The organism is Nakamurella aerolata (genome assembly GCF_013002705.1).
In the GTDB taxonomy this organism is placed as follows: domain Bacteria; phylum Actinomycetota; class Actinomycetes; order Mycobacteriales; family Nakamurellaceae; genus Nakamurella; species Nakamurella aerolata.
This window is the reverse complement of the sequence record NZ_JABEND010000011.1, coordinates 62233-87594: the sequence shown is the minus strand read 5'-3', so window position 1 is coordinate 87594 and position 25362 is coordinate 62233. Positions and strand designations below refer to the sequence as shown.

The 25362-nt window shown below is 69.6% G+C and carries 27 protein-coding genes, 1 tRNA gene and 2 riboswitches; of the genes, 9 read left to right on the top strand and 19 right to left on the bottom strand.

What is annotated here, in order from left to right; translation table 11 throughout:
* Window positions 1-24: 24 nt before the first annotated feature.
* The 3 genes from HKD39_RS16375 to HKD39_RS20830 all read right to left on the bottom strand — a co-directional run bounded on the left by HKD39_RS16375 (window position 25) and on the right by HKD39_RS20830 (window position 2441).
* Window positions 25-807: an amino acid ABC transporter ATP-binding protein gene (locus HKD39_RS16375; protein ID WP_343074754.1), complete on the bottom strand. Its 783-nt coding sequence runs from the start codon at window positions 805-807 to the stop codon at window positions 25-27.
* Window positions 804-1793 carry an amino acid ABC transporter permease gene (locus tag HKD39_RS16370; protein ID WP_171200995.1) on the bottom strand — a complete coding sequence of 330 codons (990 nt, stop codon included), beginning with the start codon at window positions 1791-1793 and terminating at the stop codon, window positions 804-806. Before HKD39_RS16370 ends, HKD39_RS16375 begins: the two co-directional genes overlap by 4 nt.
* A 588-nt stretch (window positions 1794-2381) precedes the next feature.
* Window positions 2382-2441 (bottom strand): putative leader peptide, encoded by a 60-nt coding sequence (locus HKD39_RS20830; RefSeq protein ID WP_425488466.1) that lies wholly within the window; start codon window positions 2439-2441, stop codon window positions 2382-2384.
* A gap of 131 nt (window positions 2442-2572) precedes the next feature.
* Window positions 2573-2688, bottom strand: a riboswitch (SAM riboswitch).
* A 102-nt stretch (window positions 2689-2790) separates the two neighbouring features.
* Between HKD39_RS20830 and HKD39_RS16365 the strand changes: the two genes are divergently transcribed.
* Entirely contained in the window at window positions 2791-3978 is a 1188-nt protein-coding gene (locus tag HKD39_RS16365; protein ID WP_171200948.1) for an MBL fold metallo-hydrolase, read from the top strand.
* A 58-nt stretch (window positions 3979-4036) separates the two neighbouring features.
* Here HKD39_RS16365 and HKD39_RS16360 read toward each other — a convergent pair whose 3' ends face one another.
* Entirely contained in the window at window positions 4037-5473 is a 1437-nt protein-coding gene (locus HKD39_RS16360; RefSeq protein ID WP_171200947.1) for an Ig-like domain-containing protein, read from the bottom strand.
* Between the two features lie 202 nt (window positions 5474-5675).
* A complete protein-coding gene (locus tag HKD39_RS16355) occupies window positions 5676-5897 on the bottom strand; it encodes a DUF3618 domain-containing protein (protein WP_171200946.1) in 222 nt (73 codons plus the stop codon).
* Window positions 5898-6003: 106 nt separating this feature from the next.
* On the opposite strand from HKD39_RS16355, the gene HKD39_RS16350 reads away from it, so the two are divergent.
* On the top strand, window positions 6004-6492 hold the full coding sequence (locus tag HKD39_RS16350; protein ID WP_171200945.1) for a peroxiredoxin: 489 nt from the start codon (window positions 6004-6006) through the stop codon (window positions 6490-6492).
* Between the two features lie 91 nt (window positions 6493-6583).
* Here the strand turns inward: HKD39_RS16350 and HKD39_RS16345 are convergent.
* Window positions 6584-6660 (bottom strand) — tRNA-Leu (locus HKD39_RS16345).
* 257 nt (window positions 6661-6917) lie between these two features.
* On the opposite strand from HKD39_RS16345, the gene HKD39_RS16340 reads away from it, so the two are divergent.
* Window positions 6918-8030 carry a hypothetical protein gene (locus tag HKD39_RS16340; protein ID WP_171200944.1) on the top strand — a complete coding sequence of 371 codons (1113 nt, stop codon included), beginning with the start codon at window positions 6918-6920 and terminating at the stop codon, window positions 8028-8030.
* 14 nt (window positions 8031-8044) lie between these two features.
* On the opposite strand, the gene rdgB is transcribed toward HKD39_RS16340, so the two are convergent.
* The 7 genes from rdgB to clpS all read right to left on the bottom strand — a co-directional run bounded on the left by rdgB (window position 8045) and on the right by clpS (window position 13072).
* Complete coding sequence (gene rdgB / locus HKD39_RS16335; protein WP_171200943.1) at window positions 8045-8656, bottom strand: RdgB/HAM1 family non-canonical purine NTP pyrophosphatase; 612 nt, start codon at window positions 8654-8656, stop codon at window positions 8045-8047.
* Complete coding sequence (gene rph, locus HKD39_RS16330; protein ID WP_171200942.1) at window positions 8653-9525, bottom strand: ribonuclease PH; 873 nt, start codon at window positions 9523-9525, stop codon at window positions 8653-8655. The genes rdgB and rph overlap by 4 nt, the downstream gene beginning before the upstream one ends.
* Before the next feature lie 52 nt (window positions 9526-9577).
* Window positions 9578-10375 (bottom strand): glutamate racemase, encoded by a 798-nt coding sequence (gene murI, locus HKD39_RS16325; RefSeq protein WP_343074752.1) that lies wholly within the window; start codon window positions 10373-10375, stop codon window positions 9578-9580.
* A gap of 2 nt (window positions 10376-10377) precedes the next feature.
* On the bottom strand, window positions 10378-11112 hold the full coding sequence (locus HKD39_RS16320) for a rhomboid family intramembrane serine protease (protein WP_171200940.1): 735 nt from the start codon (window positions 11110-11112) through the stop codon (window positions 10378-10380).
* Between the two features lie 158 nt (window positions 11113-11270).
* Window positions 11271-12206, bottom strand: a complete 936-nt coding sequence (locus HKD39_RS16315) for an aminoglycoside phosphotransferase family protein (RefSeq protein ID WP_171200939.1) — start codon at window positions 12204-12206, stop codon at window positions 11271-11273.
* A complete protein-coding gene (locus tag HKD39_RS16310) occupies window positions 12203-12757 on the bottom strand; it encodes a DUF2017 family protein (protein WP_171200938.1) in 555 nt (184 codons plus the stop codon). Before HKD39_RS16310 ends, HKD39_RS16315 begins: the two co-directional genes overlap by 4 nt.
* A 3-nt stretch (window positions 12758-12760) precedes the next feature.
* Entirely contained in the window at window positions 12761-13072 is a 312-nt protein-coding gene (gene clpS / locus HKD39_RS20675; protein WP_171200937.1) for an ATP-dependent Clp protease adapter ClpS, read from the bottom strand.
* 71 nt (window positions 13073-13143) lie between these two features.
* Here clpS and HKD39_RS16300 point away from each other — a divergent pair, with 71 nt between their 5' ends.
* Window positions 13144-14460 carry a nicotinate phosphoribosyltransferase gene (locus HKD39_RS16300; RefSeq protein WP_171200936.1) on the top strand — a complete coding sequence of 439 codons (1317 nt, stop codon included), beginning with the start codon at window positions 13144-13146 and terminating at the stop codon, window positions 14458-14460.
* A 166-nt stretch (window positions 14461-14626) separates the two neighbouring features.
* A complete protein-coding gene (locus HKD39_RS16295) occupies window positions 14627-15229 on the top strand; it encodes an isochorismatase family protein (protein WP_171200935.1) in 603 nt (200 codons plus the stop codon).
* An 18-nt stretch (window positions 15230-15247) separates the two neighbouring features.
* Here the strand turns inward: HKD39_RS16295 and HKD39_RS16290 are convergent, their stop codons facing one another.
* The 5 genes from HKD39_RS16290 to HKD39_RS16270 form a co-directional block, all read right to left on the bottom strand.
* On the bottom strand, window positions 15248-16075 hold the full coding sequence (locus HKD39_RS16290; RefSeq protein ID WP_171200934.1) for an ATP-binding cassette domain-containing protein: 828 nt from the start codon (window positions 16073-16075) through the stop codon (window positions 15248-15250).
* A complete protein-coding gene (locus HKD39_RS16285) occupies window positions 16072-17160 on the bottom strand; it encodes a FecCD family ABC transporter permease (protein ID WP_246232957.1) in 1089 nt (362 codons plus the stop codon). Before HKD39_RS16285 ends, HKD39_RS16290 begins: the two co-directional genes overlap by 4 nt.
* A gap of 4 nt (window positions 17161-17164) precedes the next feature.
* Window positions 17165-18730: an ABC transporter substrate-binding protein gene (locus tag HKD39_RS16280; protein WP_171200933.1), complete on the bottom strand. Its 1566-nt coding sequence runs from the start codon at window positions 18728-18730 to the stop codon at window positions 17165-17167.
* 127 nt (window positions 18731-18857) lie between these two features.
* Window positions 18858-19036: riboswitch (cobalamin riboswitch) on the bottom strand.
* 166 nt (window positions 19037-19202) lie between these two features.
* Window positions 19203-20192, bottom strand: a complete 990-nt coding sequence (locus HKD39_RS16275; protein ID WP_171200932.1) for a M48 family metalloprotease — start codon at window positions 20190-20192, stop codon at window positions 19203-19205.
* Between the two features lie 33 nt (window positions 20193-20225).
* A complete protein-coding gene (locus HKD39_RS16270) occupies window positions 20226-20573 on the bottom strand; it encodes a BlaI/MecI/CopY family transcriptional regulator (protein WP_171200931.1) in 348 nt (115 codons plus the stop codon).
* A 122-nt stretch (window positions 20574-20695) separates the two neighbouring features.
* Here HKD39_RS16270 and HKD39_RS16265 point away from each other — a divergent pair, with 122 nt between their 5' ends.
* Complete coding sequence (locus HKD39_RS16265; protein WP_171200930.1) at window positions 20696-20968, top strand: response regulator transcription factor; 273 nt, start codon at window positions 20696-20698, stop codon at window positions 20966-20968.
* A gap of 285 nt (window positions 20969-21253) precedes the next feature.
* On the opposite strand, the gene HKD39_RS16260 is transcribed toward HKD39_RS16265, so the two are convergent.
* Complete coding sequence (locus tag HKD39_RS16260; protein WP_171200929.1) at window positions 21254-21952, bottom strand: helix-turn-helix domain-containing protein; 699 nt, start codon at window positions 21950-21952, stop codon at window positions 21254-21256.
* Window positions 21953-21982: 30 nt separating this feature from the next.
* On the opposite strand from HKD39_RS16260, the gene HKD39_RS16255 reads away from it, so the two are divergent.
* From HKD39_RS16255 to HKD39_RS20120, 3 genes are all read left to right on the top strand, one after another.
* Window positions 21983-23710 carry an MFS transporter gene (locus HKD39_RS16255; protein ID WP_171200928.1) on the top strand — a complete coding sequence of 576 codons (1728 nt, stop codon included), beginning with the start codon at window positions 21983-21985 and terminating at the stop codon, window positions 23708-23710.
* 208 nt (window positions 23711-23918) lie between these two features.
* The gene (locus HKD39_RS16250) at window positions 23919-24875 is read left to right on the top strand and encodes a DUF2268 domain-containing putative Zn-dependent protease (RefSeq protein ID WP_212754657.1); all 957 of its coding nucleotides are present in this window, start codon (window positions 23919-23921) and stop codon (window positions 24873-24875) included.
* Between the two features lie 91 nt (window positions 24876-24966).
* On the top strand, window positions 24967-25098 hold the full coding sequence (locus tag HKD39_RS20120) for a hypothetical protein (protein WP_281361966.1): 132 nt from the start codon (window positions 24967-24969) through the stop codon (window positions 25096-25098).
* The last annotated feature ends 264 nt before the right edge of the window (window positions 25099-25362 follow it).

The window sequence follows — 25362 nt, the reverse complement described above, 5'->3', positions numbered from 1 at the left end:
CAGCGAAACCGGAGAAGTGTGGCATCACAACACCTTTGACAGGAAGGCACGAGTGCGCTCGTGCTGCGGATGGTCGAGAACTGAGTTCGGCGGCCCGGATTCGACGATCTGGCCGCCGTCCATGAAGGCCACCGTGTCTGCAATGCGCCGGGCGAAGCCGATCTCGTGTGTGACGATGACGAGGGTGGCGCCGGAGCGGGCCAGCTCGGCGATCACCTCGAGCACCTCGCCGACCAGTTCGGGATCAAGGGCGCTGGTCGGCTCGTCGAACAGGATCACCGCTGGCTGCAGGGCAAGGGCCCTGGCGATGGCGACCCGCTGCTGTTGCCCACCGGACAGCCGCCGCGGGTACTCGTCGGCCTTGTCCGCCAGGCCGACCCTGGCGAGCAGGTCACGCGCCAGTGGTTCCACCTCGCGCCGTTTGCGGCGTTGTGCGGACAGCGGGGCTTCGATCACGTTCTGCAGCACCGTCAGGTGCCCGAACAGGTTGAAATCCTGAAAGACGAACCCGATGGTCGAGCGTTGTCGCAGGAGGTCCCGCTCGGCCAGCTGATGCAGCCGATCGCCGCGGCGGCGATAGCCGATCAGCGTGCCGGCAACGGTGACAGTGCCGGCGTCAGCCTGCTCCAGGTGATTGATGGTGCGCAGCAGGGTCGACTTGCCTGATCCGCTGGGGCCGATGATGGCCGTCACCGTTCCTGGGTCGATCCGCAGGTCGATGCCGCGCAGCACGGTGAGCTCTCCGAAAGACTTGTGCACGCCGCGGATCTCGATCATCGGCGCCTGACTGGTCGATGCGGCGCTCATCGGCCGGTCACCGCCGACTCCGTCGCCTTGGCCTTGATCGCGGCGAGGCCCGAACGCAGCCGGTGCACCGCCGATTGGCCTCGATGACGCTCGCTGCCGCGGCCGAATCGGCGCTCCAAGTAGTGCTGCAGAATCGACAGCGCGGTGGTGAGGACGATGTACCACACCGTCGCCACCATCAACAGCGGCACCACTCTGCCGTTGCGTCCGTAGATCACCTGAACCTGGTAGAACAACTCGGGAATCGCCATCACCGACACGATGGATGTGCCCTTGAACAGCGAGATGACCTCGTTGGCCCCGTTCGGCAGGATGCTGCGCATTGCTTGCGGCAGAACGATTTTGAAGAACTGACGGCGGCGGGGCAAGCCCAGTGCCGCGGCAGCCTCGAGCTGGCCGGCGTCCACCGACACGATGCCGCCCCTGATGATCTCGGCGGCATAGGCCGCCTGGTGCAGCGCCAGCCCCATCACCGCCGCGCCCATCGGCCCGAACAACGAGTTGGTCTGCACCGAGAACAGCCCAGGCCCGAACGGCACGCCGACCTGCAGGGTTTGGTACAGATAGCCGATGTTGAACCAGAACAGCAGCTGGACGATCAACGGGATGGAACGAAACGCCCATACATAGCTCCACGACACGACACGCAGAAAACTGCTGCGCGACAAGCGCATTGCTGCCAGTACCGTGCCGAGGACAAACCCCAGGGCCGTTCCGAGCAGGGTGAGCTGCACCGTCACCCATAGTGCCTTCAGCACGGTGGCCGACACGAAGTAGGCGCCGAACGTCGGCCAGTCCCAACCCGGGTTGGTGACGAAACCGTGCACCAGCTGAGCCAACAGCACCAGTACCGCAGCGATGCCGACCCAGCGCCACGGGTGCCGCACCCCGACCACCGGAAGGCGCTCGACCGGCGGTGGCGATGCCGCGTTCGGTGCCGCCGCCGGCTCAGTCGCCGGCGGTGATTCGGCATCCGCTGCGGTGATTGGCGGTGCAGTTGTTGGCGCCGCAGTTGTTGGCGGTGCAGTTGTTGGCGCTGCGGTTGTTGGCGCTGGGATGGCTTGCGTTGCGGTCGTAGGCGCCGCGGGGTGCGGCGTCGACCGGGTTGAGGTGGCAGTAACTGGAGTGGCTGTCACGAAGGTGTCCTTGAGGTCAACGATCTTTCGTCACGGTTCGTTTCGTCACGGTTTATTTCGTCACGGTTTATTTCGTCACGGTTCCGGCTACCGCCGCGGCACCGGCCGAATGCGGTGTGCTGCTGGCCGCCGGCCGAGTCGGTCGCGGGACGGGACGATGGATCTGACGAGCATCTGACGAGCAGGGCAAACAGAGGGCAATGGCGTCTGGTCTGCAGGATGGAACTGCAGGGTGGAACTGCAGATGAGCTGCCGGTTGGAACTGCAGGATGAGCTGCCGGAAGGCCCGCCGGGTCGGGATATCCGAGGCAGACCCGGCAGCCGGTGCACCAGCACAGGCATGGGCAGCGGCGCCACCGGCTGCCGGGCGTGGCGCCGACAGCGGCGCCGCGCGGTCAGCTTCGCTGCCGACAGCGTCGAGGCGTTACCGGTGCCTGATCAGTGGCAACAGAGCGCCGACGAGACCCGTAGCAGATCGATGTGACGGCGAGAGCACATGGTGGGGCGCAACAGCTTTGCTCGGCACAGCTGCAGCGGCCGCTGTGCGGCGCGAACGCTGTCGGTTGCTGGTGAGGCTGGAGCGGTGGTCACTGCGATTGTTCCCGTCGGTGAGGGCCCGCTACCGTGCGAGCTCGCGCTTGCATCGTGTCGTTCGACCGCGATGCCAGGTCTTCACCCGGAGCACCCCGCCGCGAGGGAGGGTTGCCGTCCAGCTAGCCGGGGCTGTGCGCTGGAACTCATGACCTGGCTTGAGGCTGCCACAGCCGCCGGGCCATCGTCAACCGGTCATCGCCGAGGGATTCCAGTGACGGCGACCACACCACCCGGCAGCAGGCAGACTGGTGCGATGAGCAGCAAGAGATCCACAGCCGGGGCCAGTGGTAGCTCACATCGCCGTGCTGTCGGCGCGGCGATCGGGCTCGCCGCAGGCGGCGCCGCGCTGGCGGCCGCGGCTCGGTTCGGCTGGAAACTGCGCTACGCCATGGGCGCCTCCCGGCGGGAACTGGCCGGCGCCGCCGACGGCAATCCGCAGTACCGGAACGGGGCTTTCGTCAACCGCACCCCGGCAAGCGTGCTGGCCGATGCGCTGACGCCGACGCAGGTGATTCGGCTGATGGCCAGTCGCGGCGATCATGGGAAGCCTTCCGCGCCAGTAGGTTTGATGGCGCCGGCATTCCCGGATCCGCCCGCGGCCCTTGCCGCTACCTGGCTCGGCCACGCCAGCGTTCTGCTGGAGATTGACGGCCAGCGGGTGCTGTGCGATCCGGTATGGAGCGAGCGGGTGTCCCCCACCCAAGTGACCGGACCGCGCCGGTTACATCCATTGCCGATTGATCCGCAGGCACTGCCTGAGCTCTCCGCCGTGGTGATCTCGCACGATCACTACGACCATCTCGACCTGGCCACCGTTGACCACCTGGTGCGCACCCAGCGCGCCCCGTTCCTGGTACCGGTGGGGGTCGGAGCGCACCTGCGGCGCTGGGGCGTGGCGGAAGGTCGCATCGTCGAGCTCGATTGGGGTGCCGATCACCGCGTCGGCGACCTGACCGTCAGCTGCGTCGAGGCCAGGCACTTTTCCGGCCGCAGCCTGCGGCGCAACGACACGCTGTGGTCGTCGTGGGTGATCGCCGGCCCGGGGCACCGGGTGTTCTTCGGCGGAGACACCGGCTATCACAGCGGTTTTGCCGAGATCGGTGCCCGCTTCTCGGGCTTCGACCTGACGGTGCTGCCGATCGGCGCGTACAGCCGGTACTGGCCGGATATTCACATGGATCCCGAGCAGGCCTGGCAGGCGCACGGTGACCTTGGCGGCAAGCTGTTGCTGCCGATCCACTGGGCCACCTTCAATCTGGCGCTGCATGACTGGGCCGAACCGGTGCAGCGCCTCATCGCAGCGGCGGCCACCGGTGCCGACACTGAGACCGGCACCGGCGGTGGCACCGGCAGTGACGCGCTGCTGCTGCCCGCTCCTGGCGAACGCTTCGTCGCCGGAACCCCTGCGCCGCAGGCGGATTGGTGGACGGCCTCGGCCTGAGCTTGCGCCACGGAGCGCCGAGCGCCGCAACCCGAAGGCAGCAGCGATCCCCCGCGGATCAGTTGGCCGCCGAGAAGTCTTTCCACTGGGAGTAGCTGTACGTCCAGTCGAAGATGTCGCCGTCGGCCGGCCCGAGCGTGACGTCGGTGCCGGTCACCTCGACCGGGTCGCCGATCATCGCGGTCTTGAAGTAGGCCTCGGCGTCGGCCAGCGAGAGGTTGATGCAACCGTGGCTGACGTTCGCCTTACCCTGCTCGTTGATGGTGTTGGGGTTGGCATGGATGAACTCACCGTTGTTCGAGATGCGGACCGCCCACTTCTCCTTCTCCGCATAGTTGAACAATGGACTGCGCATCACGGTGTCTTCCTTCATGTCGTTCACCACGTGCACACCCGATTTGGTTTGCCGGTCTTTGGGATCGTGGCCGGCAACGGTGTCGGTCTCTTGCCCGTACGAGGCGTTGTAGGTGGCGACCGGCCGACCGTCCCGCTCCACAACGATCTTGTGGGTACGGGCGTCGGCCTTCACCACCTGGTTGCGCCCAATGGTGAAGTCGCTGGTGATGTCCGTCTTGCCGTATGCGCCGGCGCCGAACCTGAGTCCGTACAGCTGCGCGCTGACGTGCACCTTGGTGCCTTCCGGCCAGTACGTTCTCGGGCGGAAGTCCAGTCCCCACACCGGGTTTCCCTTGGCGTCGGCGTCATGCTTGACCCAGCCCCACGAGCCCTCGACCTTGGGCGTGGTGGTGACCGAGACGTTCTTCTCGATCAGCGCCTTGTCCTCGGGTTCGAACGGGAATTTGACGATGATCGGCATCGCCACGCCGACCTGCATGCCGTCCGACGGATACACAGTGGTGCGCACCTCGTTCTTGGGGGTGACGACCGTGTAGCTGCCCTTGATCGGGACCGCCTTGCCGTCGGCGCCGGTGGCGCTGCCGGTCAGCGTGTACTTCTTGCCGTAGCCGAGCACCTCGGCGGTTGTCCAACTCTTCTTGTCGCCGGAGAGCTTGCCCTTGACGTGATACCCGCTGGGATTCACCAGATCGATCGTGGTGATGGTGCCCTTGCCGACCGTGACGGTGATGGGGGTGACCGGCGAGATGTTTGTGCTGCCGAGCGCCGGTGTCGAGCTGATGGTCGCGACAGGTTTCGGCTTGGCCTGGGCCGAACTCGACAGTGCCGAACTCGACGGAGCCGAGCTCGACGGTGCCGAGCTGACAGCTGCCGAACTCGGCGCGGCGGCGCCGGAGCCGTTGCTGGGCGCCGGGTGCTGACCGGAGGATCCGGCCGGCGCAGACGTGGGTTCGTCCGACACGACGACCCGGCCGGCGACACTGGTCGCGCCGATCGTCCCGGTGTTGTCGCTGCCGGCGGCCGGACCGGTCGGGGCGGTGGGGCCGGTAGTGACCGGCGCAGTCGCCGTCACCGGCGCCGGATCGGCGTTGCCGGAGCTGGAACTGCAACCTGCCGCCAACACCGCCAGCGCCGTCACCGCAGCAGCCGTAACAGTGCAGAACCCACGACGCGAACCCCGCATGAGAACCTCTCGGTGAGACGAGCGCTTGGCATAACGCTCCGAGAGTACGTGGGAAATCCGAGCCGGCCCGGCCGCTGCCGACGGCAGCGTCACGCGCGCAGCGGCGGCCCAATGAGCTGCGGACGAGCCGGCGGTCCGCCGGGGCGCCGACCGCAGTTCAGCGGAAGATCTTGCGGATGATCAGCAGCAGGATCAACACCCCGACGCCGATCAACGGGAACTTCACCTTGGGATCGTTCAGCGTCGCAACGGCGGTCTGCTTGCCACGCTCGGCCAACGCCTTCGGGTTCGCCCGGTCGCTGATCTCGTCGACGGCGACCGCGAGCGCGTTCCGCGCCCGATCTATCTCGGCCTGGATCGTTTCGACGTCGCGCGCCACGTCGCCTCCTGGTGCTGTTGGGTCTCGCTGGATCCGCGGGTTGGGGTGATGCTCTCACCCGGACCAGGCGGCATCGGCTGCCGGCCCGGCTCATTAGCCTAACGGTATGGCTGACAACTCCACCGCACCATCCGGCCCTGCCGTCGGCGACAAGGCCCCCGATTTCACCCTGCCGGACGCCGAGGGAAAGCAGGTGTCGCTATCGGACTTCGCCGGTCGGAAGGTGATCTTGTTCGCCTACCCGGCTGCCGGCACTCCCGGCTGCACCACCGAGGCCCGCGAGTTCACCGCAGCGCGCCCGGCACTGGACGGCGCCGAGTACACGGTGATCGGGCTGTCCCCGGACAGCCCTGACAAGCTCGCGAGGTTCGCCGCCGACTCCGACCTCGACCTGATCCTGCTCTCGGACCCTGACCGCACGGTGCTGTCGGCCTACGGCGCCTACGGCGAGAAGAAGAACTACGGCAAGACCGTGCTCGGGGTGATCCGCTCGACGTTCGTCATCGGCGCGGACGGCCGCATCGAGCAGGCCATGCGCAACGTCAAAGCCACCGGGCACGTGGGCCGGGTGCTCGCCTCGCTCGGGATCCAGTAGCCACCAGCGAGCAGCAGCCGCCGGTGTCTGCGCGGCCTGCGTCGTCTGGATGGTAGGCGCCCGCAAAGGGGCGGACACGATGAATGGTGAATGGTGGGGCCGACGGGAGTCGAACCCGCACTGGCACGGACCTAAACCGTGTGCCTCTGCCAATTGGGCTACGGCCCCGCCAGCAGTCTAGGGCCGGCCGCGCTCGGGCCGATCGCACGCCGGTCCCTGAGATCGATTCGTCCGGAATGCACCTGAAAAGTGCGGTGGCACCGGCGATGTCCACCGCAGCGGACTGGACACTCCGCCGGAAAGACGGGCGCCAACAGCACCGAGCACGTAGCGTCGAGATTACCGATGGCCGGCGGAATCGCCCGACCACTGACAACCGTTGGCGGTGCTCGGCGGCCAGTCCCGACGCAATGAGGTGAGCTGCCATGACGACCCCCGACGATCGCTCTTCCGCACCCAACACGCCGGCCGGCGCAACAGGTCCGGCGGACGATTCCGCCTCCGCGTCGGGCTCGAACGCAAACCTCGGTGCCTCGCCGGCCGCTCCGTACCGGCAGCCGGCCGACCAGGCGGGCGGCGCTGACGCAGCGACCACCGCCATTCCGGCAAGCCCACGCGGCGAGCACCAGGGTGGTTCCGCTGTCGGCGCGAGCGAGTCCGACCGCACCGCTTCCAGCGATGCGGCTGCCAGGGCCGGGTCCGGTAGCTCCGGCGGGGCGGACACCAGCGGGACCGGGTCGAGCGGCCGGACCGGGTCGAGCGGCGCGGCGGAGCAACCCTCCACTGCCGCATACGATCCGCAGTCCGACTACACCGGCGGCTCGTTGTACTCCCGGCCGGTGCAGGACGATCCCGTTGACGTGGAACGCGCAACGCCGACCACCGTGTTGCCGGCCTCGGGCACCGGGTCCGACGCCCCCGGCGGGCTCGGGCTGCACGACGCCCCGCCTGCGCCGTTCCCGGCTTCGTCGTCGGCGGAGTCGGCGGGCGGCTCGCCCAGTTACGCACCGGCCGGTTCCGATCAGCGGGAGTACGCCGGCGTCGAGTCATCCGGATTCTTCGCGGGGCCCGGCCAGCAGTTGCCGCCGCGGGTGGAACTCGCGCCGCGGCGCAAGCGGTTCGGGCCGAACCTGCTCGGCGCGATTGTCGGAGTGGTTTTCGTCGCGTTGGGCGCGCTGGTGTACGCGCTGCTGGTGCGGCCGGACAACGGCGTGGGGTTCGGCGACAAGTTCGGGCTGGTGGTGTCGGTGGTGCTGGCCGCTCTTCCGGGCTTGCTGATCGGTTGGTCGGCCGCCGCGGCGTGGTTCGCCGGTGTGCTGTTGACCGCCGCCGGAATCGCGGTGATCTTCGTCGACCAGGTGGCCAGAACGGCGGCCGACTGGTCGAATCGGCTCTTCGACAGGGCCGACCCCGTGCAGTTCTTCAGCACCGTCGGCTTCGGGGTCGGCGTTGCGCTGCTGTTCGCCGGGATCGCCGGGCACATCGCCCGTCGTGCCGGCGAGAACGCCACCATCGAGCGGATCAAGCCGCAGGCCTGATCCGGCGCTGACGGTTACCGGCCGGGGGCCTCGCGCAGCGCCGCCTGCAGGGCAGGCAGGATGGCCGCGAAGGCCCTGGCCCGGTGCGACTGGGCGTTCTTGTCTTCCGGGCTGAGCTCGGCGCTGGTGCCCCAGCCGCCGTCAGGGTGGAACAGCGGGTCATAGCCGAAGCCGTTGTCGCCCACCGCTTCCCGGCCGATCCGGCCGGGCCACCTGCCGTGTTCCACAACGGTCGGTCGGCCGGGAACGGCCAGCGCCAGCGCGCAGACGAACTCCGCCTGCCTGCGCTCGTCCGGCACATCGGCGAGTTGGGCGAGCAGCAGGGCGTTGTTCGCGGTGTCGTCGCCGTGTTGCCCCGACCAGCGCGCCGACAGCACCCCCGGCATGCCGTTCAGCGCGGCCACCGCCAGCCCGGAGTCGTCGGCCAGCGAGATCTCGCCGGTCTCGGCTGCCGCCTGCTCCGCCTTCGCCGTGGCGTTCTCGGCGAAGGTGGCCCCGGTCTCCGGTAGTTCCGGGAACTCGGGCACGTCGGCCAGTCCGATCACCTCGGCGGTGCCGGCGAGAATCCGTTGCAGGTCAGCGAGTTTGCCGCGATTGCGAGTGGCAAGCAGGACGCGCGCCGTCACTTGACGATCTCCTTCGGGTAGGGCGCCGCGAGCGCCTGCGACTGCAGCTGGGTGATGGTGTGGATTCCGGCGAGCGCGGAGTCCAACATGGCATCGAGGGTGCGCCGCGGGAAGGTGGCGTTCTCGGCGGTGCCCTGGATCTCGACCAGCATGCCCGCGTCGGTGGCCACCACGTTCATGTCGACCTCGGCGCCGGCGTCTTCGGCGTACGGCAGGTCCAGCCGCACCTTGCCGCCCACCACCCCGACCGATACCGCCGCGATCTGGCAGCTGAGCGGTTGCGGATCGGCCAGCGCTCCGGTCTCCCGCAGATAGTGCACCGCGTCGGCGAGCGCAACGTACGCGCCGGAGATGGCGGCGGTGCGGGTTCCGCCGTCGGCCTGCAACACGTCGCAGTCGAGGGCAATGGTGTTCTCCCCCAACGCACTCAGGTCGATGCAGGCCCGCAGCGACCGGCCGATCAACCGGGAGATCTCGTGGGTGCGCCCGCCGACGCGGCCCTTCACCGATTCCCGGTCGCTGCGGTCGTGGGTGGCCGACGGCAGCATGGCGTACTCGGCGGTGAGCCAGCCGAGCCCAGAACCCTTGCGCCAGCGCGGCACCCCCTGGGTGACGGAGGCGGCGCACAGCACCTTGGTCCCGCCGAATTCGACCAGCACCGAACCGGCCGGATGGGCCTGGAACCCGCGGGTGAAGGTGATCGGGCGGAGTTCGTCGTCAGCCCGTCCGTCGGCGCGCCGCTCCCCCGCCGTCGACGAGTCCGCCCGGTCCGCGGCCGAGTCGACCGCCGCGCCGTCGGCCGGCGCCGGACCTGACTTTTCCGCGGCATCCGGCCCCTGGCTGCTGTCGCTGCTGTGCTGGCTGTTCATGGCTGAGAACTTACTTTCCGGTGGCCGGCGGCGCGGCGGCGGGGACGGCCGGTCACCACGGAACGGCGGCGACCTCCGGCCCGAGGAAGCGGCGGCCGAGCCGGCGGAACGCGTCGGCGTCGCCGGTGGCGTCGAAGTCCCGCACCGGCTGCTGATCGGGCGGCGCCAGCAGGTCCGACTCCGTCAGCACCTTGAACACGTCGCGCGCGGTCTCCTCCGACGAGGACACCAGCGTCACCCGCTCACCAAGCACGTACTGCAGCACCCCGGCGAGCAGCGGGTAGTGGGTGCAGCCCAGCACCAGGGTGTCGATGTCCGCGCGCTGCAACGGATCAAGGTAGGCCTGGGCCAGGCCGGTGATCTGCCGGCCACTGGTGATGCCGCGTTCGACGAAATCGACAAAGCTCGGGCAGGCCTGCTGCCAGACCTGCAACGGCCGATCCTTGAACAACTCGAACGCCTGCGGATAGGCCTGCGACTGCACGGTGGCGACGGTGGCGATCACCCCGATCCGGTCGGCCCGCGAGACCGCCAGCGCGCGCCGCACCGCCGGCGTCACCACCTCGAGCACCGGTATCTGGTACCGCCTGCGGGCCAACTCGGTGACGCCGGCGGCCGCCGCGCTGTTGCAGGCGATCACCAGCATCTTGACGCCGGAGCCGACCAGGGAATCGGTGGCGGCCAGCGCATGGTCGCGGATCGCGTCCGCCGGCTGTGGGCCGTACGGGGCGTTGGCGGTGTCGCCCAGGTAGCTGATGGACTCCTGCGGGAGCAGGTCGATGATGGCCCGCGCCGTTGTCAGGCCGCCGACGCCGGAGTCGAAGACGCCGATGGGTGCGCCGGCGTCCACGCTCAGGCGGCCACCTGCTTGCGCCGCGGGCCGTCCGCCTTGGCCACCAGGAACGCCGCGAGCACCCCGGCCAGCGCACCGAGCAGGTGGCCCTGCCATGAGATGTTGGTGGCGCCGAAGGCATCCCGGAACGCGGTGGTGATGATGCCGGTGAAGAACATGCCGCCGTACAGCACCAGCAGGACGAGGCCGATGGCGATCTGACCGAAGTTTCGGGTGAAGATGCCGCGCGCCAACAGGTATGCCAGCCAGCCGAAGATCAGCCCAGAGGCGCCGACGGTGAGCGTGTTGCTCGGCCCGATCAGCCACAGTCCCAATCCGGACAGCACCCAGACCAGCACGGTGACAACAACGAACTGCCGCACCCCGCCCACGAAGAGCAGCAGCCCGAAGATCAGCAGCGGCACCAGGTTGCTCAGCAGGTGCTGCCAGTTGGCGTGCAGCAGCGGCGCGAAGATCACGCCGTCGAGCCCGGACACGTGCCGGGAGACCAGGCCGAATTGTCGGTTCAGCCAGTCGTTCGAGAAGGAGTTGACCAACTGAGCGATCACCATCAGCAGCGCAAGGCCGCCGATGGTGAACAGCGCCGGCCGGACCTTCTCGGGCAGCAGCGAGTTCTTTTTCTTCGGAGCGTTTCCCTGCGGCGTGGCAGCGGGGACTGACGGAACATTCAGGGCCGGCAGGTTGAACTGATTCCCGCCGGACGACCCAACGGGGCCTGGGGTGGGTGCGCTCATGCTTCAAGAGTACGGGCGAACCGGCGTGCGCAGGCGGGAAAGAACCCTGAGCCGACCCTGATTCGCGGCCAGGCGATGTCGCGAATCGGGGTCGCGTTCGGTTCTCGACCCTCGAATCGGCCCCGAGAACCCAACCAGACCCGGATTCGCGACACCGGTCAGTCCTGCATGGCCTTGACGATGGTGACCGCGTTGGTCAGCGCCTGTTCGTCGGCGTCCTCGGTGGCCCACAGCGCGTTTTGCAGTTCCCTGATGATGGTCCAGGCCCGCGCCCTGTCCTCGTCGATGCCGGCCGCCTCGCACACCCAGCCGATCCGCCGGCGCAGCTCGTCCCTGAGGTTGCCGGAGCCGGCCGCCTCGTCCCAGCGGTTCCACAAAGCCGGAGCGACGCTGTAGCCCGGTTCGGCGTTGCGGGCCTGCGGATCGATGGCCAGCCAGTGGGTCCGGCCGGCATGTTCGGGACGCAACGAGGCCAGCACGTTCTCGTAGTGCAGATCGGTGTGGGTGACGGTGGCGTCGATTCCGGACTCAGCCAGCAGCTCGCGGCACAGGCTCTGCCCCTGCTCGATGAACCGGCGCGGTATCGAGGTCAACGGCGCAAGTTGTCCGGGCAACTCACGGAGGGTGTCGCTCGCAGTGGGCAGCTGTGGCATCGCCGGTACCGCCAGGATGCGCAGCAGCTCACCGATGGCGTGGCAGGCCGCCTCGATCGGTTCGCGTTGTAGGTCACGCTCGGCGTCTGCCGGTTCCAGCAGCAGCGCCCAGCGGGCCGGATCGGCGGCCAGCAGCCGCACTGCTCCGACACCGTCCCAACGTTTGAGCGCCAGCCGCTCGGTGATGGCTTCGGGGTGCGGCCAGATCACCTTGAGCACCGCCGGCCCGTTCGATGCCTGCACCGGAACGGCGATGCCACCGTGCCCGTACCGGCTCGGCCCGGTCACCTGCAGCCGCCAGTTCGCGATCACCTCGGCCAGCGCGGTGGGCAGTTGCCGCAGCCAGGTCGGGCCGTCCTGATAGCCCTCCGACCGCCGGTCGGCCAGCTTGCGCCGATAGCCGTCCGGGATCAGCGCGGCGACGTCAGCCGATGCGCTCACGCGGTCGCCAGCGATTCGAGCACGGCGGAGAGCCAGCCGTAGATCTGGTAGAGCGCGCGGGCATGCCCGGTCGGATCCTGGTGCAGCACAGCGGGTTCGGCGCCGCTCTCGGCACTGTGCGGGTCGTCGGCGAGATGCAGGCGCTCGGCCAGCACCAACCGCAGGTCGTTCAGCGCGCGCATCCACTGCTCGGCCTGCTGCTCGTCCAACCGCACCTCGCCGCCCTGCACCGGCAGGGTGTCGAGCAGCACAGCGGCGGCACTGTCCTTGAGCGCCAACAACTCCGGCTCGCGCAGCTGCCGCAGGCCAGCGGACAGCTCGGCGTCATCCGCGTGGAAGTCGGGCAGCAGCCTGGCCAACGCCGGATCTTCCGGGGCGACCGCCGGCCCCGCGGATATCCCGGTCAGCTCGGCGAGCGGATCGACCGGCGCGTCGTCGCGGCGCCGATCCAGCAGTATGCGGAGCTGATCGATCAGGTCGCGCACCACCTGTGCCTCGTCGGCGGTGAACTCAGCGACGTACTGACCGCGCTTGCGGCGGAAGGGTTGCACGCGTCAGCGGTCCTGCTGCATGGTCGCCCACAGGCCGGCGGCCTGCAGCTTCAACACGTCGCCCTCGACCTTCTCGCGGCTCCCGGTGGAGACCGATGCCCTGCCCTTGTGATGCACGTCGAGCATCAGCTTCTCGGCGAGCTTCTTCGGATGCCCCAGCACGGTGACGAAGATGTGCGTCACGTACGACATCAGGTTCACCGGGTCGTTCCAGACGATCGCGACCCATGGGGTGTCCGGCTCCACCTGCTCGTCGGTGAGCGTGCCGGTCGCTTCTCTGGTACCAGGTTCGGCGGTCGGGACGGGACTGCTCACCCGTCCAGTGTGACACGCATGACGGGCGGGTTCACGCCGATCCGCCGACCCCGGCGCCCTATGGTGATCCGATGACTGCCGAGACGACAGCGGCTGCACCGCAGGTCAGCACCGCGTTGCTGACCGATCAGTACGAGATGACGATGCTGCAGGCCGCGCTGGCCGACGGCACGGCCAAGCGGCAATGCACCTTCGAGGTGTTCGCCAGGAGGCTGCCGGCCGGCCGCCGGTACGGCGTGGTCGCGGGTGTGCAGCGCTTCATCGACGCGGTGGAGGATTTCCGCTTCGGCGACGCCGAGTTGGCCATGCTCGAGCCGATCGTCGACCGGCCGACGCTGGAGTTCTTGGCCGACTACCGTTTCGACGGCGACATCGACGGCTACCCGGAGGGCGAGTTGTACTTCCCCGGCAGCCCGGTGCTGTCGGTGCGCGGTACCTTCGCGGCCGCGGTGATGCTGGAGACGGTGGCATTGTCGATCTACAACTTCGACTGCGCTGTGGCCTCCGCGGCGGCCCGGATGTCCAGCGCCGCAGGCGATCGCACCCTGATCGAGATGGGATCGCGTCGGGCCCACGAGGACGCCGCTGTGGCGGCCGCCAGAGCTGCCTATCTGGCCGGCTTCGACATCACGTCCAATCTGGAGGCGGGGCGGCGCTACGGCATTCCCACCGGTGGTACCGCTGCGCACTCGTTCACCCTGCTGCACGACTCCGAGGAGGATGCCTTCGCCGCGCAGATCGCGGCGCAGGGCACCGGCACCACGCTGCTGGTGGACACCTACGACATCACCAAAGGCATCGAGACCGCGGTGCGGGTGGCCGGCACCGACCTCGGTGCGGTGCGTATCGATTCCGGTGACCTCGGGGTGCTCGCCCGGTCGGCCCGCGACCAGCTGGATGCGTTGGGCGCCAAGCAGACCAGGGTGGTGCTGTCCGGTGATCTGGACGAGTACGCGATCGCCGCGCTGCGCGCCGAACCGGTAGACAGCTACGGCGTCGGTACCTCGGTGGTGACCGGGTCGGGCGCGCCGACCGCCGGCATGGTCTACAAGCTGGTCGAGGTGGACGGCCGTCCGGTGGAGAAGCGCAGCGAGAACAAGGCATCGCTGGGGGGCCGGAAGAGCGCGCTGCGGCGGCACCGGTCGAGCGGGACAGCCACCGAGGAGGTGGTTTTCCTTGCCGAGGGCCAGCACCCGGAGCCGGACGAGCGGGACGTGGTGCTGCCGATCCCGTTGGTGCGTGGTGGTTCTCGCGTTGACGGGCTGCCGGCGCTGGTCGACTCCCGCCGGCATCTGAAGGACGCGCTGGTGACGCTGCCGTGGGAGGGTTTGAAACTGTCGCAGGGTGACCCGGCCATCCCGACGACGCTGCTGTTGCCGGGGCACTGAGCCGGTCCCCCGCCGGTGGTTCCGCCGCAACGTACTGTCCTGCAATGCTTGTCGGGCAGCGCGGTCCGGCCGCGCACGTCTGCCAGCACGGTGGCGCAGCGCAGGTCCGGCAGCGCCCGTGGGGCAGCGCACGTCCGGCGCCCGCCCGCCAACCCGAGGAGAAGCCATGAGCGAGCCGACCGAACAGCGCTACCACTCCGGAGCAGCGCTTGTGGTGGTGGACATGCAGCACGACTTCGCCGACCCGGACGGCTCGCTGTACGTCCGCGGTGGTGACCAGCTGGCCGAACCGATCGCCGCCGAGATCGCCGCCGCCAGGGCGGCGGGAGCGCGGGTGGTGTTCACCCAGGACTGGCATCCGGAGCACACCCCGCACTTCGCCACCGACGGCGGCCTGTGGCCGGTGCATTGTGTGATGGGCACGCCTGGCGCCGAGTTCGTTCCCGGTCTGGACCCGGCCGGCGCGCCGGAACCGGTGGTGCGCAAGGGCTCCGGCCCCGAGGACGGGTACTCCGGGTTCTCGGTGCGCAATCTCGACACCGGCGCGGTGCACGCCACCGAGCTGGCCGGGCTGCTGGACGGCGTCAGCGAGCTGACGGTGGTCGGCCTCGCCGGCGACTGGTGTGTGAAGGCCACCGCCGTGGACGCCGCCGAGCAGGACTTCGCGGTGCGGGTGCCGCTGGCGCTCACCGCGTTCGTCGAGCTGAACCCTGGCGACACCGACCGCGCCATCGACGAGATGCGCGCCGCCGGTGTCGCGGTGGACTGACCCGGTCGAGCAGGGCAGCTAACCGTGGCGTTCGGGCGATGACCGGCCGTCCAACGGTGAACTGCGTAGCCGAAAGCTCACGTCGCCGGGGTCGAAGCGCACTCGATCGGTGTCGAAGGCCCGCCCGATCGCTGCGCGGGAGAGCTCCGCGACCGTGCCGGTAACCAACTCCCCGAGCTCACCGGCGGCGGGGTCGATGAGCCAGCCGTCCTGGCCGGTACGGATGGCGGCCTCCACGTCGTGAGTGGAGACCAGCACCGGGATCTGCCGCTCGGCGGCGACGTCGGCGAGGACGGCCAGCAGGTCGATCCGGCTGGGCGCGTCCAAAAAGGCGCTGGGCTCGTCCAGCAGCAGCAGGGCCGGTTCCTGGGCCAGCGCCCGTGCCACCAGCACCCGCTGTCGCTGGCCGTCGCTCATCTCGACCAGCTTGCGGTCCGCCAGCTCGTCGGCGTGCATCGCCGACAGCGCCGACCGGATCGCGGTCCGATCGGCATCGCGTAGCCGGCCACCGACCCGCAGGTGCGGGTGCCGGCCCAGCGCCACCAGGTCACCCCCGGTCAGCAGGGCGCCGTCGAACCGGTCGGTGAGCACCACGGCCACCCGCCGGGCGCGGTCCCGCACCCCCATGCCGAGCACGTCGACCGGCTCCGCACCGGCCGTCGACAGCCGCACCGCGCCACCCAGCGCCGGCTGCAGCCCGGCCACCGTCCGCAGCAGGGTCGACTTGCCGGATCCGTTGGGCCCCAACAACACCGTGAGCCGGCCGGCCGCTGCGGTGGCCGTCACCGGCGGCAGAATCGGCGACCGTTGGTAGCCGACCCCAAGAGCATCGAGCGAAAGGCTCACGAGCCGACCAGCGTCCGGCTGCGGATCAGCAGCGCGATCACCACCGGGGCGCCGAGCACCGCGGTCACCACGTTCAGCGGGAGCACCCCGTCGGTGCCGGGCAGGGTCGCCACCACCCCGCAGACCAGGCAGACGGCGGCGCCCAACAACGCGCTCAGCGGCACCAGCAGCCGCAGGTCGGAGCGGCCGGCGACGACCCTGGCCAGGTGCGGCACCGCGATGCCGAGAAACGCGATCGGCCCGCAGTACGCCGTCACCACCCCTGAGATGGCCGCGGTGGCGACCATCGCCGCGGTCCGCACCCAGCGCACCGGCACTCCCATCGAGGCGGCGTACCGCTCCCCCATCAGCATCACGTTCAGCGACGGCGAGACCGCTTGGGCCAGCAGGATTCCCGCGGCCGTCACCGGAAGCAGCACCCACATGTCGGCACCCGAGGTGCCGTCGAGTGAGCCGAGGCTCCACATCACGTACCGCTGGATCTGGGCCGGCGCCGCGAAGGCCAGCAGCACCGACACCATGGCGCCGACAACCGCACCGATCATCACGCCGACCACCAGCAGCGAGACGACGCTGCGCACCCAACGACCGGCCAGCAGCACCAGCGCCAGTACCGCCAGTGCCCCGAGCATGGCTGCGGTGGTGGTGCCCCATTGCCCCAACCACCCCACCGACGCCGCGAAAGTGGCTGCGGCACTTCCGGTTCCGAGCACGGACACCGCGACCCCGAGGCTGGCGCCGGACGACACTCCCAGGATGTACGGGTCGGCCAATGGATTGGCGAACAGGGTTTGCATCAGCAGTCCCGCCACCGCGAGCCCGGCCCCGGCGGCCACCGCGGTGAGCGCTCGGGGCAGGTGAAAGTCGGTGAGCAGCACCAGGGTGCCTGGATCGGCCTGGGCGGAGCGGCCGGTGAGGTACTGCCAGATCACCGGCCATGGCACCGGTTCGGAGCCGACCGCCAACGCCCAGCCGAATGCCGCCAGCAACCCCACCACCGACCCCGCCACGGCCAGCGTGGGCCGCAGCGGGGTTCTGGTGGTGACGCCGGCCGCGGGTTCCGGCGTCGGTCGACCGCGGGTCAAGCGGCTACTTCAGCTTCTCGTAGAAGGTGAACTCGTGATCCGGCAACGCTTTCGGGTGCAGAATCGCCACCAGATCTTCCAGCACCAGGTCGGGACGGGCCGCGCCCAGCTCGTACATCGGGTTGCCACCCTCTGGTGTTGTGCCCTTGACCGCGTTCCACACCTGCTTGTCCTTGAACGCGGTGAAGTTGGCCAGCCGCTTGTCCACCTTGGTGGCGTCGCCCAGCGAGGTCCAGGTGGCGTCGGCAATCCAGATCGGCGCCTTCGCCGCCTTGGCGTACACCGCCTCGATGGTCGTCTTGATCGCTGTCGGTGACGGATCGTCGGCCCACGCCGTTGTGCCGCCGGCGTCGGCGATCAGCCTGCCCTTCAAGGTTTTTCCCCCTGGGATGTACCACGCGCCCTGGTACGGGGTGTTCGGCAGCACCTGCACGGGATCTTCGCCGGAGACCAACTTGGCGGTCTTGCGGTAGCTGTTCGCGATCTTGTCGTAGGTCTCGGTGGCCTTGGCCTCGGTGCCAGTGAGGGCACCGAAGAACTTGACCCACTCGGCCTGGCCCAGCGGGTTCGGCTCTGACGAGTCGACGTCCTGCAGCACCGGGATCCCAGCGGCGGTGATCTTGGCGTCAGCGGCGTCGGGGAAGCCGCCACCGATCACCACCTGTGGCTTGTTCTTGATCACCACTTCGGCGTCGACAGTGCCGCTGGGCGCGTAGCTGACCACCGGGTCGGACTTGGGTTGCTTCTTGATGTAGTCGAGCACCTCGGGTTCGGAGACGAACGCGGTGGACGACACTCCCTTCAGCACATCGAGTTTGCCGAGTTCGACCAGCGCCGGAAGATGCGTGGTGGAGCCCGAGTACAGCGAGGTGACCGGGGTGGTGACCACCGGTGCCTTGGCCAGGGCTCCGCTGAGCTCTGGCGCCGGTGCGCCGCAGCGCTGCAGCACGTAGTTCAGGTCGGGGCCGCCTTCCTGCTTCACCGTCACCACCTGATACGACTTGTGGTAACTGATCGAGAACTGCTTGGCGTCGATGACCTTCTGCTTGACCGGGTAGTAGTCGGTCGCCGGGTCGAAGTCGGTGATGCAGCCCTTGGCGTCGAGCCCGGCCGGGGTGGCGGCACCGCTGGTACCCGCCGCCCCGCTGTTCGCCGCGCTGCCGCCAACTGCGCCACTGCCCGGCGCACCGCTGCCGGTGGCGGACGCAACCGCGCTGGACGGTCCGGTACCGGACGAGCTGGCGGACGACCCGGCGCCGGACCCGGCGGAAGCGTCCGCGCCCGACGACCCGGCGGCAGCGCCCGCACCGGAACCGGTAGCGCCCGCCGCCCCGGAATCGGCGGTGCCGGTGGCGCCGGCGCTGGAACTCGAGGTGGTGGTGCTGGATGCAGCGGCTCCGTCGTCGCCGCTGCTGCCGCAGGCGGCCAGCAACAGGGCCGGCACCAGCACGGCGGCGGTCAGCCCGGCCCGGCGGGCACGAACCGGAGCCGCGGCGCGCGGAACGCCGTTGACGTCAGGAGAATCGGGCAGCTGCCGGGCGGACCGGCGGGTGGTGAAACGTGTGGTCATGTGGATCCCATCGGCGATGCGGCGGGTCCGGATCCTGCAGGCCCCGGCCCGAGCAGAGCATCAGCCGGTCGCCCACGGCCGTCCCTCGCGGCCCCGGAACGAGCACCCACCGGCGGTGGGCGCTCCGACGGCAGGTCTTCGGACTCCCGGGCGTTGCGGCGTGCTGCCGCCGGCCTACCGACCGTCGCTTCCCAGGCCGCGGCCCAGTGTGGCTGGCGCGGCCCAGTGCTGTGTGACGGTTGTCGTTCCCGGTCACCGCTGCGGGGCAGTCCCGGATTCGCACCGGGTTCCCTGTTGTCCTGCCATGGCGGTCCAGTCCGGGCTGCCCCGTTGGCAGCTGGACCGGTCGCGCAGGCAGACCATCGGCATCGCAGACTGTACCGCTGCCGGCGCAACCCGCCCGCGGTGCCCAAGGGGAACCTGCCCGCCGTGCCAAGGGGAACCTGTTCGCTCCTGCAGGACCGGACGTGCGTCAGACCGGACGCCAACCCAAGAACAACACGGCGGTGGGCACCAGCAGCAGTGCGGCGGCCAACGCATAGACGCCGGCCAGTGCCCACCGGGGCAACGGCTTGATCTGCTGCAGCCGGCGCACTCTGCGCACCACCGCGGTGCTGCCGACCTGCGGCAGTTCCTTCGAGCGGGCCGTCGCGGCCGTCCCGCCGCCGGAGAGCGCAACGGCAGAGATTGCGGACGCCACCGCTTCCGCACCGGCGGTCCGCACCGCGGCGTCGTCGGCCTGCATCTCGGCCAGCGCCGCAACGGATTGCCGCGCCGAGCGCACCCCGGGGACCCAACCGAGCGCCACCGACCAGGCATGAAAAGGCAGTAGCAGCAACGCATGACGGAAGTTCAGGTGGGCCCGCTCGTGCGCGATGACGGCGGCGAGTTGAGCCGGATCCAGCAACTGCCGGATACCTTGCGTCAACACCAACCGGGTGTGCCAGCCCGGCACCGCATAGGCCAACGGGGCGTCGTGGTCGAGCACCCGCACGTTGCGCGTCGGCGGCTCGGCATCCGCTGCGGCCGACTCGTGGTCGACGGGAGCGCCGGTGGAGAGCAGATCGAGCAACTGTCGATGGGCCCGCCGGCGCAGCACCGTCAGGACGAAGCAGCGCACCAACACCACCAGCAGCGCCCCGGCTATCACCGCGGCCAGCAGCAACAGCAGCACTCGCCAGCCGGAGAGCCCGTCGAACGGCCGGCCCCGAAAAGCGTTGCGCCAGAACGTCAGTAGTGCGCTGGGTAGGTGCTCACCGAGCGGTGCGATGCCGGCGACCAGCGCCGCCCCGGTCAGCGACAGGCCGGCGCACAGGCACACCGCCTGCCAGAGCACCAGCGCCGCCGTCGGGGCGCGCTCGGGCCAGCGCGCCGACGCCAATCGCATGCTGACCGGCCCGGCGCACGCTGACCCGACGATGGCAAGCGCCATCGCGATCACCGTTACCGACAGGCCGCTCACCCTGCTGGAAGCTAGCAGGAGCGGGTGGGAAGTTCAGCGCTCGTCGAGGGCGCGGCGCAAGGCAGCGAGGTCGTCGTCGGAAACCGCATCGACGAAACGGACAAGCGCGTCCCGCCGGTCGCCGCCGGAATCGAGCGCCTGCCGCATCAGCTCAGCGGTGTGTTCGGCCCGATCAGCAGCCGGTGCGTAGGTGTGGGCCCGGCCGGCCCGGCTGCGGACCACAAGGCCCTTGCTCTCCAACCGACCGAGCACCGTCAACACGGTGGTCATCGCCAGATCCCGGTCTGCCAGATGCTCGGCAACGTCGCGAGCGGTGAGCGAACCGTCGGCGGCCCACAATGCCTGCATCACAGCGCGTTCCAGCTCGCCGCGCTGTGTCATCGTGGCTCGCCTCCTGCCTGTGACGGGACCGGCGGAGGGCCTTGTGCGCTCCGCCCAAGAAAATTCTACCATTTGTAGAAGTTGAGTAGAAGTTCTACAACTTGTCGAACTAGAGTGGAGGCATGACCACCACCGCATCACGGATCGACCTGCCGGCGGGCACCGCTGCCGCCCTGTACTCAGCGCTCACCCCGCGCGAGTGCCAAGTGCTGCACGAGATCGGACAGGGGCTGACCAACAAGGAGATCGGCGCCCGGCTGGGCATCGCGGAGAAGACGGTGAAGAACACCGTCACCGTGATCCTGTCCAAGTTGGGACTGCAGCGCCGCGCCCAGGCCGCCGTGCACGTCGCCGTGGCCGAGGCCACCGGCGGACGGGTCACGCACTTCGGCTGAGCAGGTGGGAGCCGGTGCGGCTCGAGCTTGTGGCACCAGCCCGTGGCGTGCCCATGGCACCGGCCCGGTGGCGCGAGACCGAGGCGCGGGACGCATGAGCCCGAGGCGCGAGACGGAGGCGCGAGACCGAGGGGCGAGCCCGTAGGGCGACCCTGAGACGCGAGCCCGTGGGGCGAGCCTGAGGTGCGGGACGTCGGGAGAGCTGGAGCCACTGCGAGCCGACGCCCCGAGTGCGCGGCGGCTCACCGGCGGCCGGTGCTCGATGGACCCGGAGCCGGGGCAGATTCAGCGTTGCGGCGGAACCGGCAACAGCGCGGCCAGCGCCAGATATCTCCGGCCCTTCTCGCGGCTGCCGCCCCCGGTGCTCGGCGGGCTCCGGCGCACCAGCTCGGCGTACCACTCCCGCAGCCGCGCGGCCAGCTCGTCCGCGTCGGCATCGGTCAGCGTGACCGTGGTGTCCGACCAGAACAGCGGGCGTCCGGACGGCGACTGCTCAGGCAGCAGATCTGAGGTCATCACGGCGCCGCCGGAGCGGAACACGTGGTGCCCGTAACGCCGATGCCCGTGCAGCGCAGCGGCATACGCATCGATGAGGCCGTCCCAGATCGGCCGGCCCTGCGCCCGCAGGCGATCTTCCAACGTGTCGTACCCGGTAGCCGCGAACGGCACGAAGTAATGGTCGTGACTCGATCGGTAGAGCTTGATCGGCCTGCCGGCCCGGCGCCGCTCTCCGACCTGCCGGAGCAGCCCGGCGCGCAGCAGGGTGCGCACTCGGTACAGCGTGGTGTTCTGGGCGGCATCGAGCTCAGCAGCGGCCTCGGCCACGCTGGCGGTGCGCCCGAGAAACGGCCCGAGGAAGTCGCGAGCGACCGGATCGGTGAGCAGCCGAGCCTGGGCCGGGTCGGTGACCCGATAACCGGAAGTTGCTGCGGCAGCGGCATTCTCGACCCGACGCCTGGGGCTAGGTGAATCCGACTGTTCCATTTGAAGTAGCTTAGTTCGCACGCTGCCGAGATGACGCATCCCGGCGACGGCACCGACGACGACACCGGCTTCGACTCCATTGCCGACCCCCTCGATCGCCACGGCAGTCCACTCACAGGTGCCGGCCCCGCCGACGGCCACGGCAGCTCACCCACGGGTGACTCCACCGACGACCACGGCAGTCCACCGACAGCTGACGGCCCCACCGACGACCACGGCAGCCCACTCACAGCTGATGCCCCCGCCGACACCCACGGAAGTCCACTCACAGCTGACGCCCCCGCCGACGGCCACGGCAGTCCACCCACAGGTGATGGCCCCGCCGACGGCCACCGCAGCCCACCCACCGGTGACGCCTCGCCCTGGCGGCATCGCGACTTTCGGCTCGCTTGGTCCGCCGGTGTGGTCGGCCTGACGGCGACCCAGGTGCAGTGGATTGCGTTGGCGTACTACGTGTTCGCGGCGACCGGATCCACCGGCGCAACAGCGGCACTGGCGATCGCGATGGCGGCGCCGGGGATTGCCGTCGCCCCCTTCGCAGGCGCGTTGGTGGACCGCGGCAACCCGCGACTGCTGCTGTGCTGCGCCAACCTGCTGTTGGCTGGGGTGTGCGTGGCCATGGTGAGCTACCAGTGGAGGTGGTGGCTGCTGCTGCCGCTGGGCCTGGCGCAGTCGGCGGTGAGCCAGTTGATTCAGCCGACCGAATCGGTGCTGGTGGTGTCGATTGTCGAGCCGCGGCAACTCATTCGGGCCAACGGCTTGCTCGGCACCGCGGTGTCCAGCGCGCGGCTGGTCGGCCCGATGGCCGGCGGTCTGGTGCTGGCGGTGGGTGGCATGACGACGGTGCTGCTCGCGAACGCGGCGCTGTACCTGGTTGCCGCCATGCTCGCCTGGCGTCTGCGCCCGTCCGGTTCGCTCGGCTGGCGCGTGCGGCCCGGCTCGCTCGGTTGGCGCATGCGGCCCAGCTCGCTCGGCCAGCGCGTGCGGCCCGGTTCGCTGCCCGGGGGGCCGGGTCCAGCCGACTCGCTCGTCCGGCGCCGGCACCCGACTGGTTCGCCCCTGGGACGGACGAGTTCCGCACGCAACGGCTGGGGTCGCCGAGTCGCGCGCCTGGCCGGGTCCGGTCCGGCACCGAGCGACAGCGCACGTCCGGTGGGGTGGCGGACGATTGTCGCTGATCCGCGGCTGCGGCCGGTTGTTGGTGTTGTCGTCGCTACCGGCATCGGCGAGGGTGTGGTTTCTGCGCTGCTGGCTCCTTACGTTGCAACGGTTTTCGGCAGCAGTGCACTGCTGGGCGCCATGCTCGCCGCCCAGGCGGTCGGTGGTGTCCTGACTGCCCTGTGGCTCGGGGCGCGGCGGCCCCGAACCGGGGCGGACTCGTTGCTGGGCCGTGGGTTGACGGCTGCGGCGGTGGTCTTGGTTCCGTTGCTCGGAGTGCCGCTGGTGTGGCCGGCCGCTTGGTCGGTGCTGGTGCTGAGCGCGGTTGCCGGGGTGCCGTTCGCGGTGGTGGCTGCCGCGCAGAGCACCGTGCTGCAGCAGCGGGCGCGGCCGAAGGCGCTTGGTACCACTGTTGGGCTCGTCGGCGCGCTGGCGGCCGCCAGTTCGATGGCCGGCGGAGCCCTCGCCGGGGTGTTGTCGCAACTGTGGTCGGTCGCGGCGATCCTGGTCGATGCTGGCTGCTACCTGGTCGCAGCCATCGCCTGGAAGACGTTGGTGGTGCGCAAGAATGACACCGCCAGGGGCGAGGCCGGTCAGTGAGGGGCGACGGTGACGGCACAGTAATCCGCGGGCCAGTTTGATGGTTCCCGGGTCGCCGCGCTGCCGTGCGGCGACCCGGGGACGATCAGCCCGGCGTCGGCCGCCGACTGCGCCGCCGATGGCGCCTGGTGCACGCTGGCGGCCTTCGCCGGTGGAGCGGCCGGCTGGGTTGACCCTTCCTCCACGTGAGTGCCTACCGTCCATGTCCATGAACCTCACCGTGATCGACTCCGGCCCCGCCATGCTGAACATCCTCGACGCACCCGCCGCCGAACGGCCCGAGCTATTGCGCGAGCTGTGGCAGCCGATGGCCGGGATGTATCGGTACTTCCCAGGGCAGACCGACCTGGTGCAGGCGCACCTGCAGAGTTTCGGCTTTCCGATCGACCGCGACTCCGACGACGACTCTGCGCGGAACCGTACAGCGGTGCGGTTGCTGACCGATGCTGATGCCTGGCAACGGATCCGGGCGGGTCTAGAGCGCGGCATCGACGCGCTGCACGCTGCCGATCCGGAAGCGGCGATCCCCGATCTGACGGTGCTGTTGGTGGTCGGCGACCCTGGCAACGATCACTTCACCCGCGAAGTGCAGGGCTTGTCGGCGTTCGGCGGGATCAGCGGCTACATCGCCATCACGGTGTGGCCCAACGAGACTGTGTTGGGGCGACTGGAGGCCATCGCAGCCCACGAGTTGCATCACAACGTGCGGTACAGCCCCGGCGGTGTGGTGTGGAATCCCGCGACCGTGACGGTCGGCGAGCAGGTGATCTCCGAGGGGCTCGCCGACGAGTTCGCTGCAGAGTTGTACGGGGACACCGGCTACACCCACTTCGTGGCTCCGGAGACCCGTGTCGACGACGCTGTGCTGCAGACGGTGGCACGTGGGCTCGACGTGACCGGCATGCAGAACTTCACCGCGTGGGTGCATGGTGATGCGAGTGCCAGGCTGTTCGGGGCCGAGCCGGTGGGGTTGCCCACCGGAGCCGGTTACGCGGCCGGCGCTCGGCTGGTGCGCGCTTATCTTGACCAGCAGGGCTATCTTGACCAGCAGAGCAATCTTGACCAGCAGGGCGCGGTGTCGGGTACCGCTGCCGCGCAGGTGCGCACTCCCGCACAGGACATCATCGACGTTGCGCGGCAACGCCTTCGGCTGCCGGCTGGCTGAGCGGCTGGGGTTGACGCACTAGAGATGGCTTCGTCTGCAGGCTGAGCAGCTGAACACACTGGCGTACGCCAAGGGCGACATGGTGCCGGTGGTGTGCCAGCAGAAAGGGCCGGCCGCGTACGGCACCGACATTTGGGATCGCACGGCCGACGGCCTCTGGGTGTCGGACGCCTACCTGCAAACCGGTGCGCCAGGGTTCGCGCCGGGCGTCCCCCGCTGCTGACCGGCCCGGCGTTCCCGCTGCAGGCCAGACGTTTCCACTGCCGGCCAGCCGGCCGTCTCCTCGCTGCTGACCGACCCGGCGTTCCCATTGCAGGCCAGTCGTTTCCACTGTCGACCGGTCCACCGTGCCTCGCTGCTGACGGGCCCGGCGTTCCCATTGCAGGCCAGGCGTTCCCGCTGCTGACCTGCCCGGCGTTCCAATTGAGCTTGCTGACCGGCCCAGCGTTTGCCGCTGCGATGGCTGGCCGGTCGAGCGCTCTCGGCT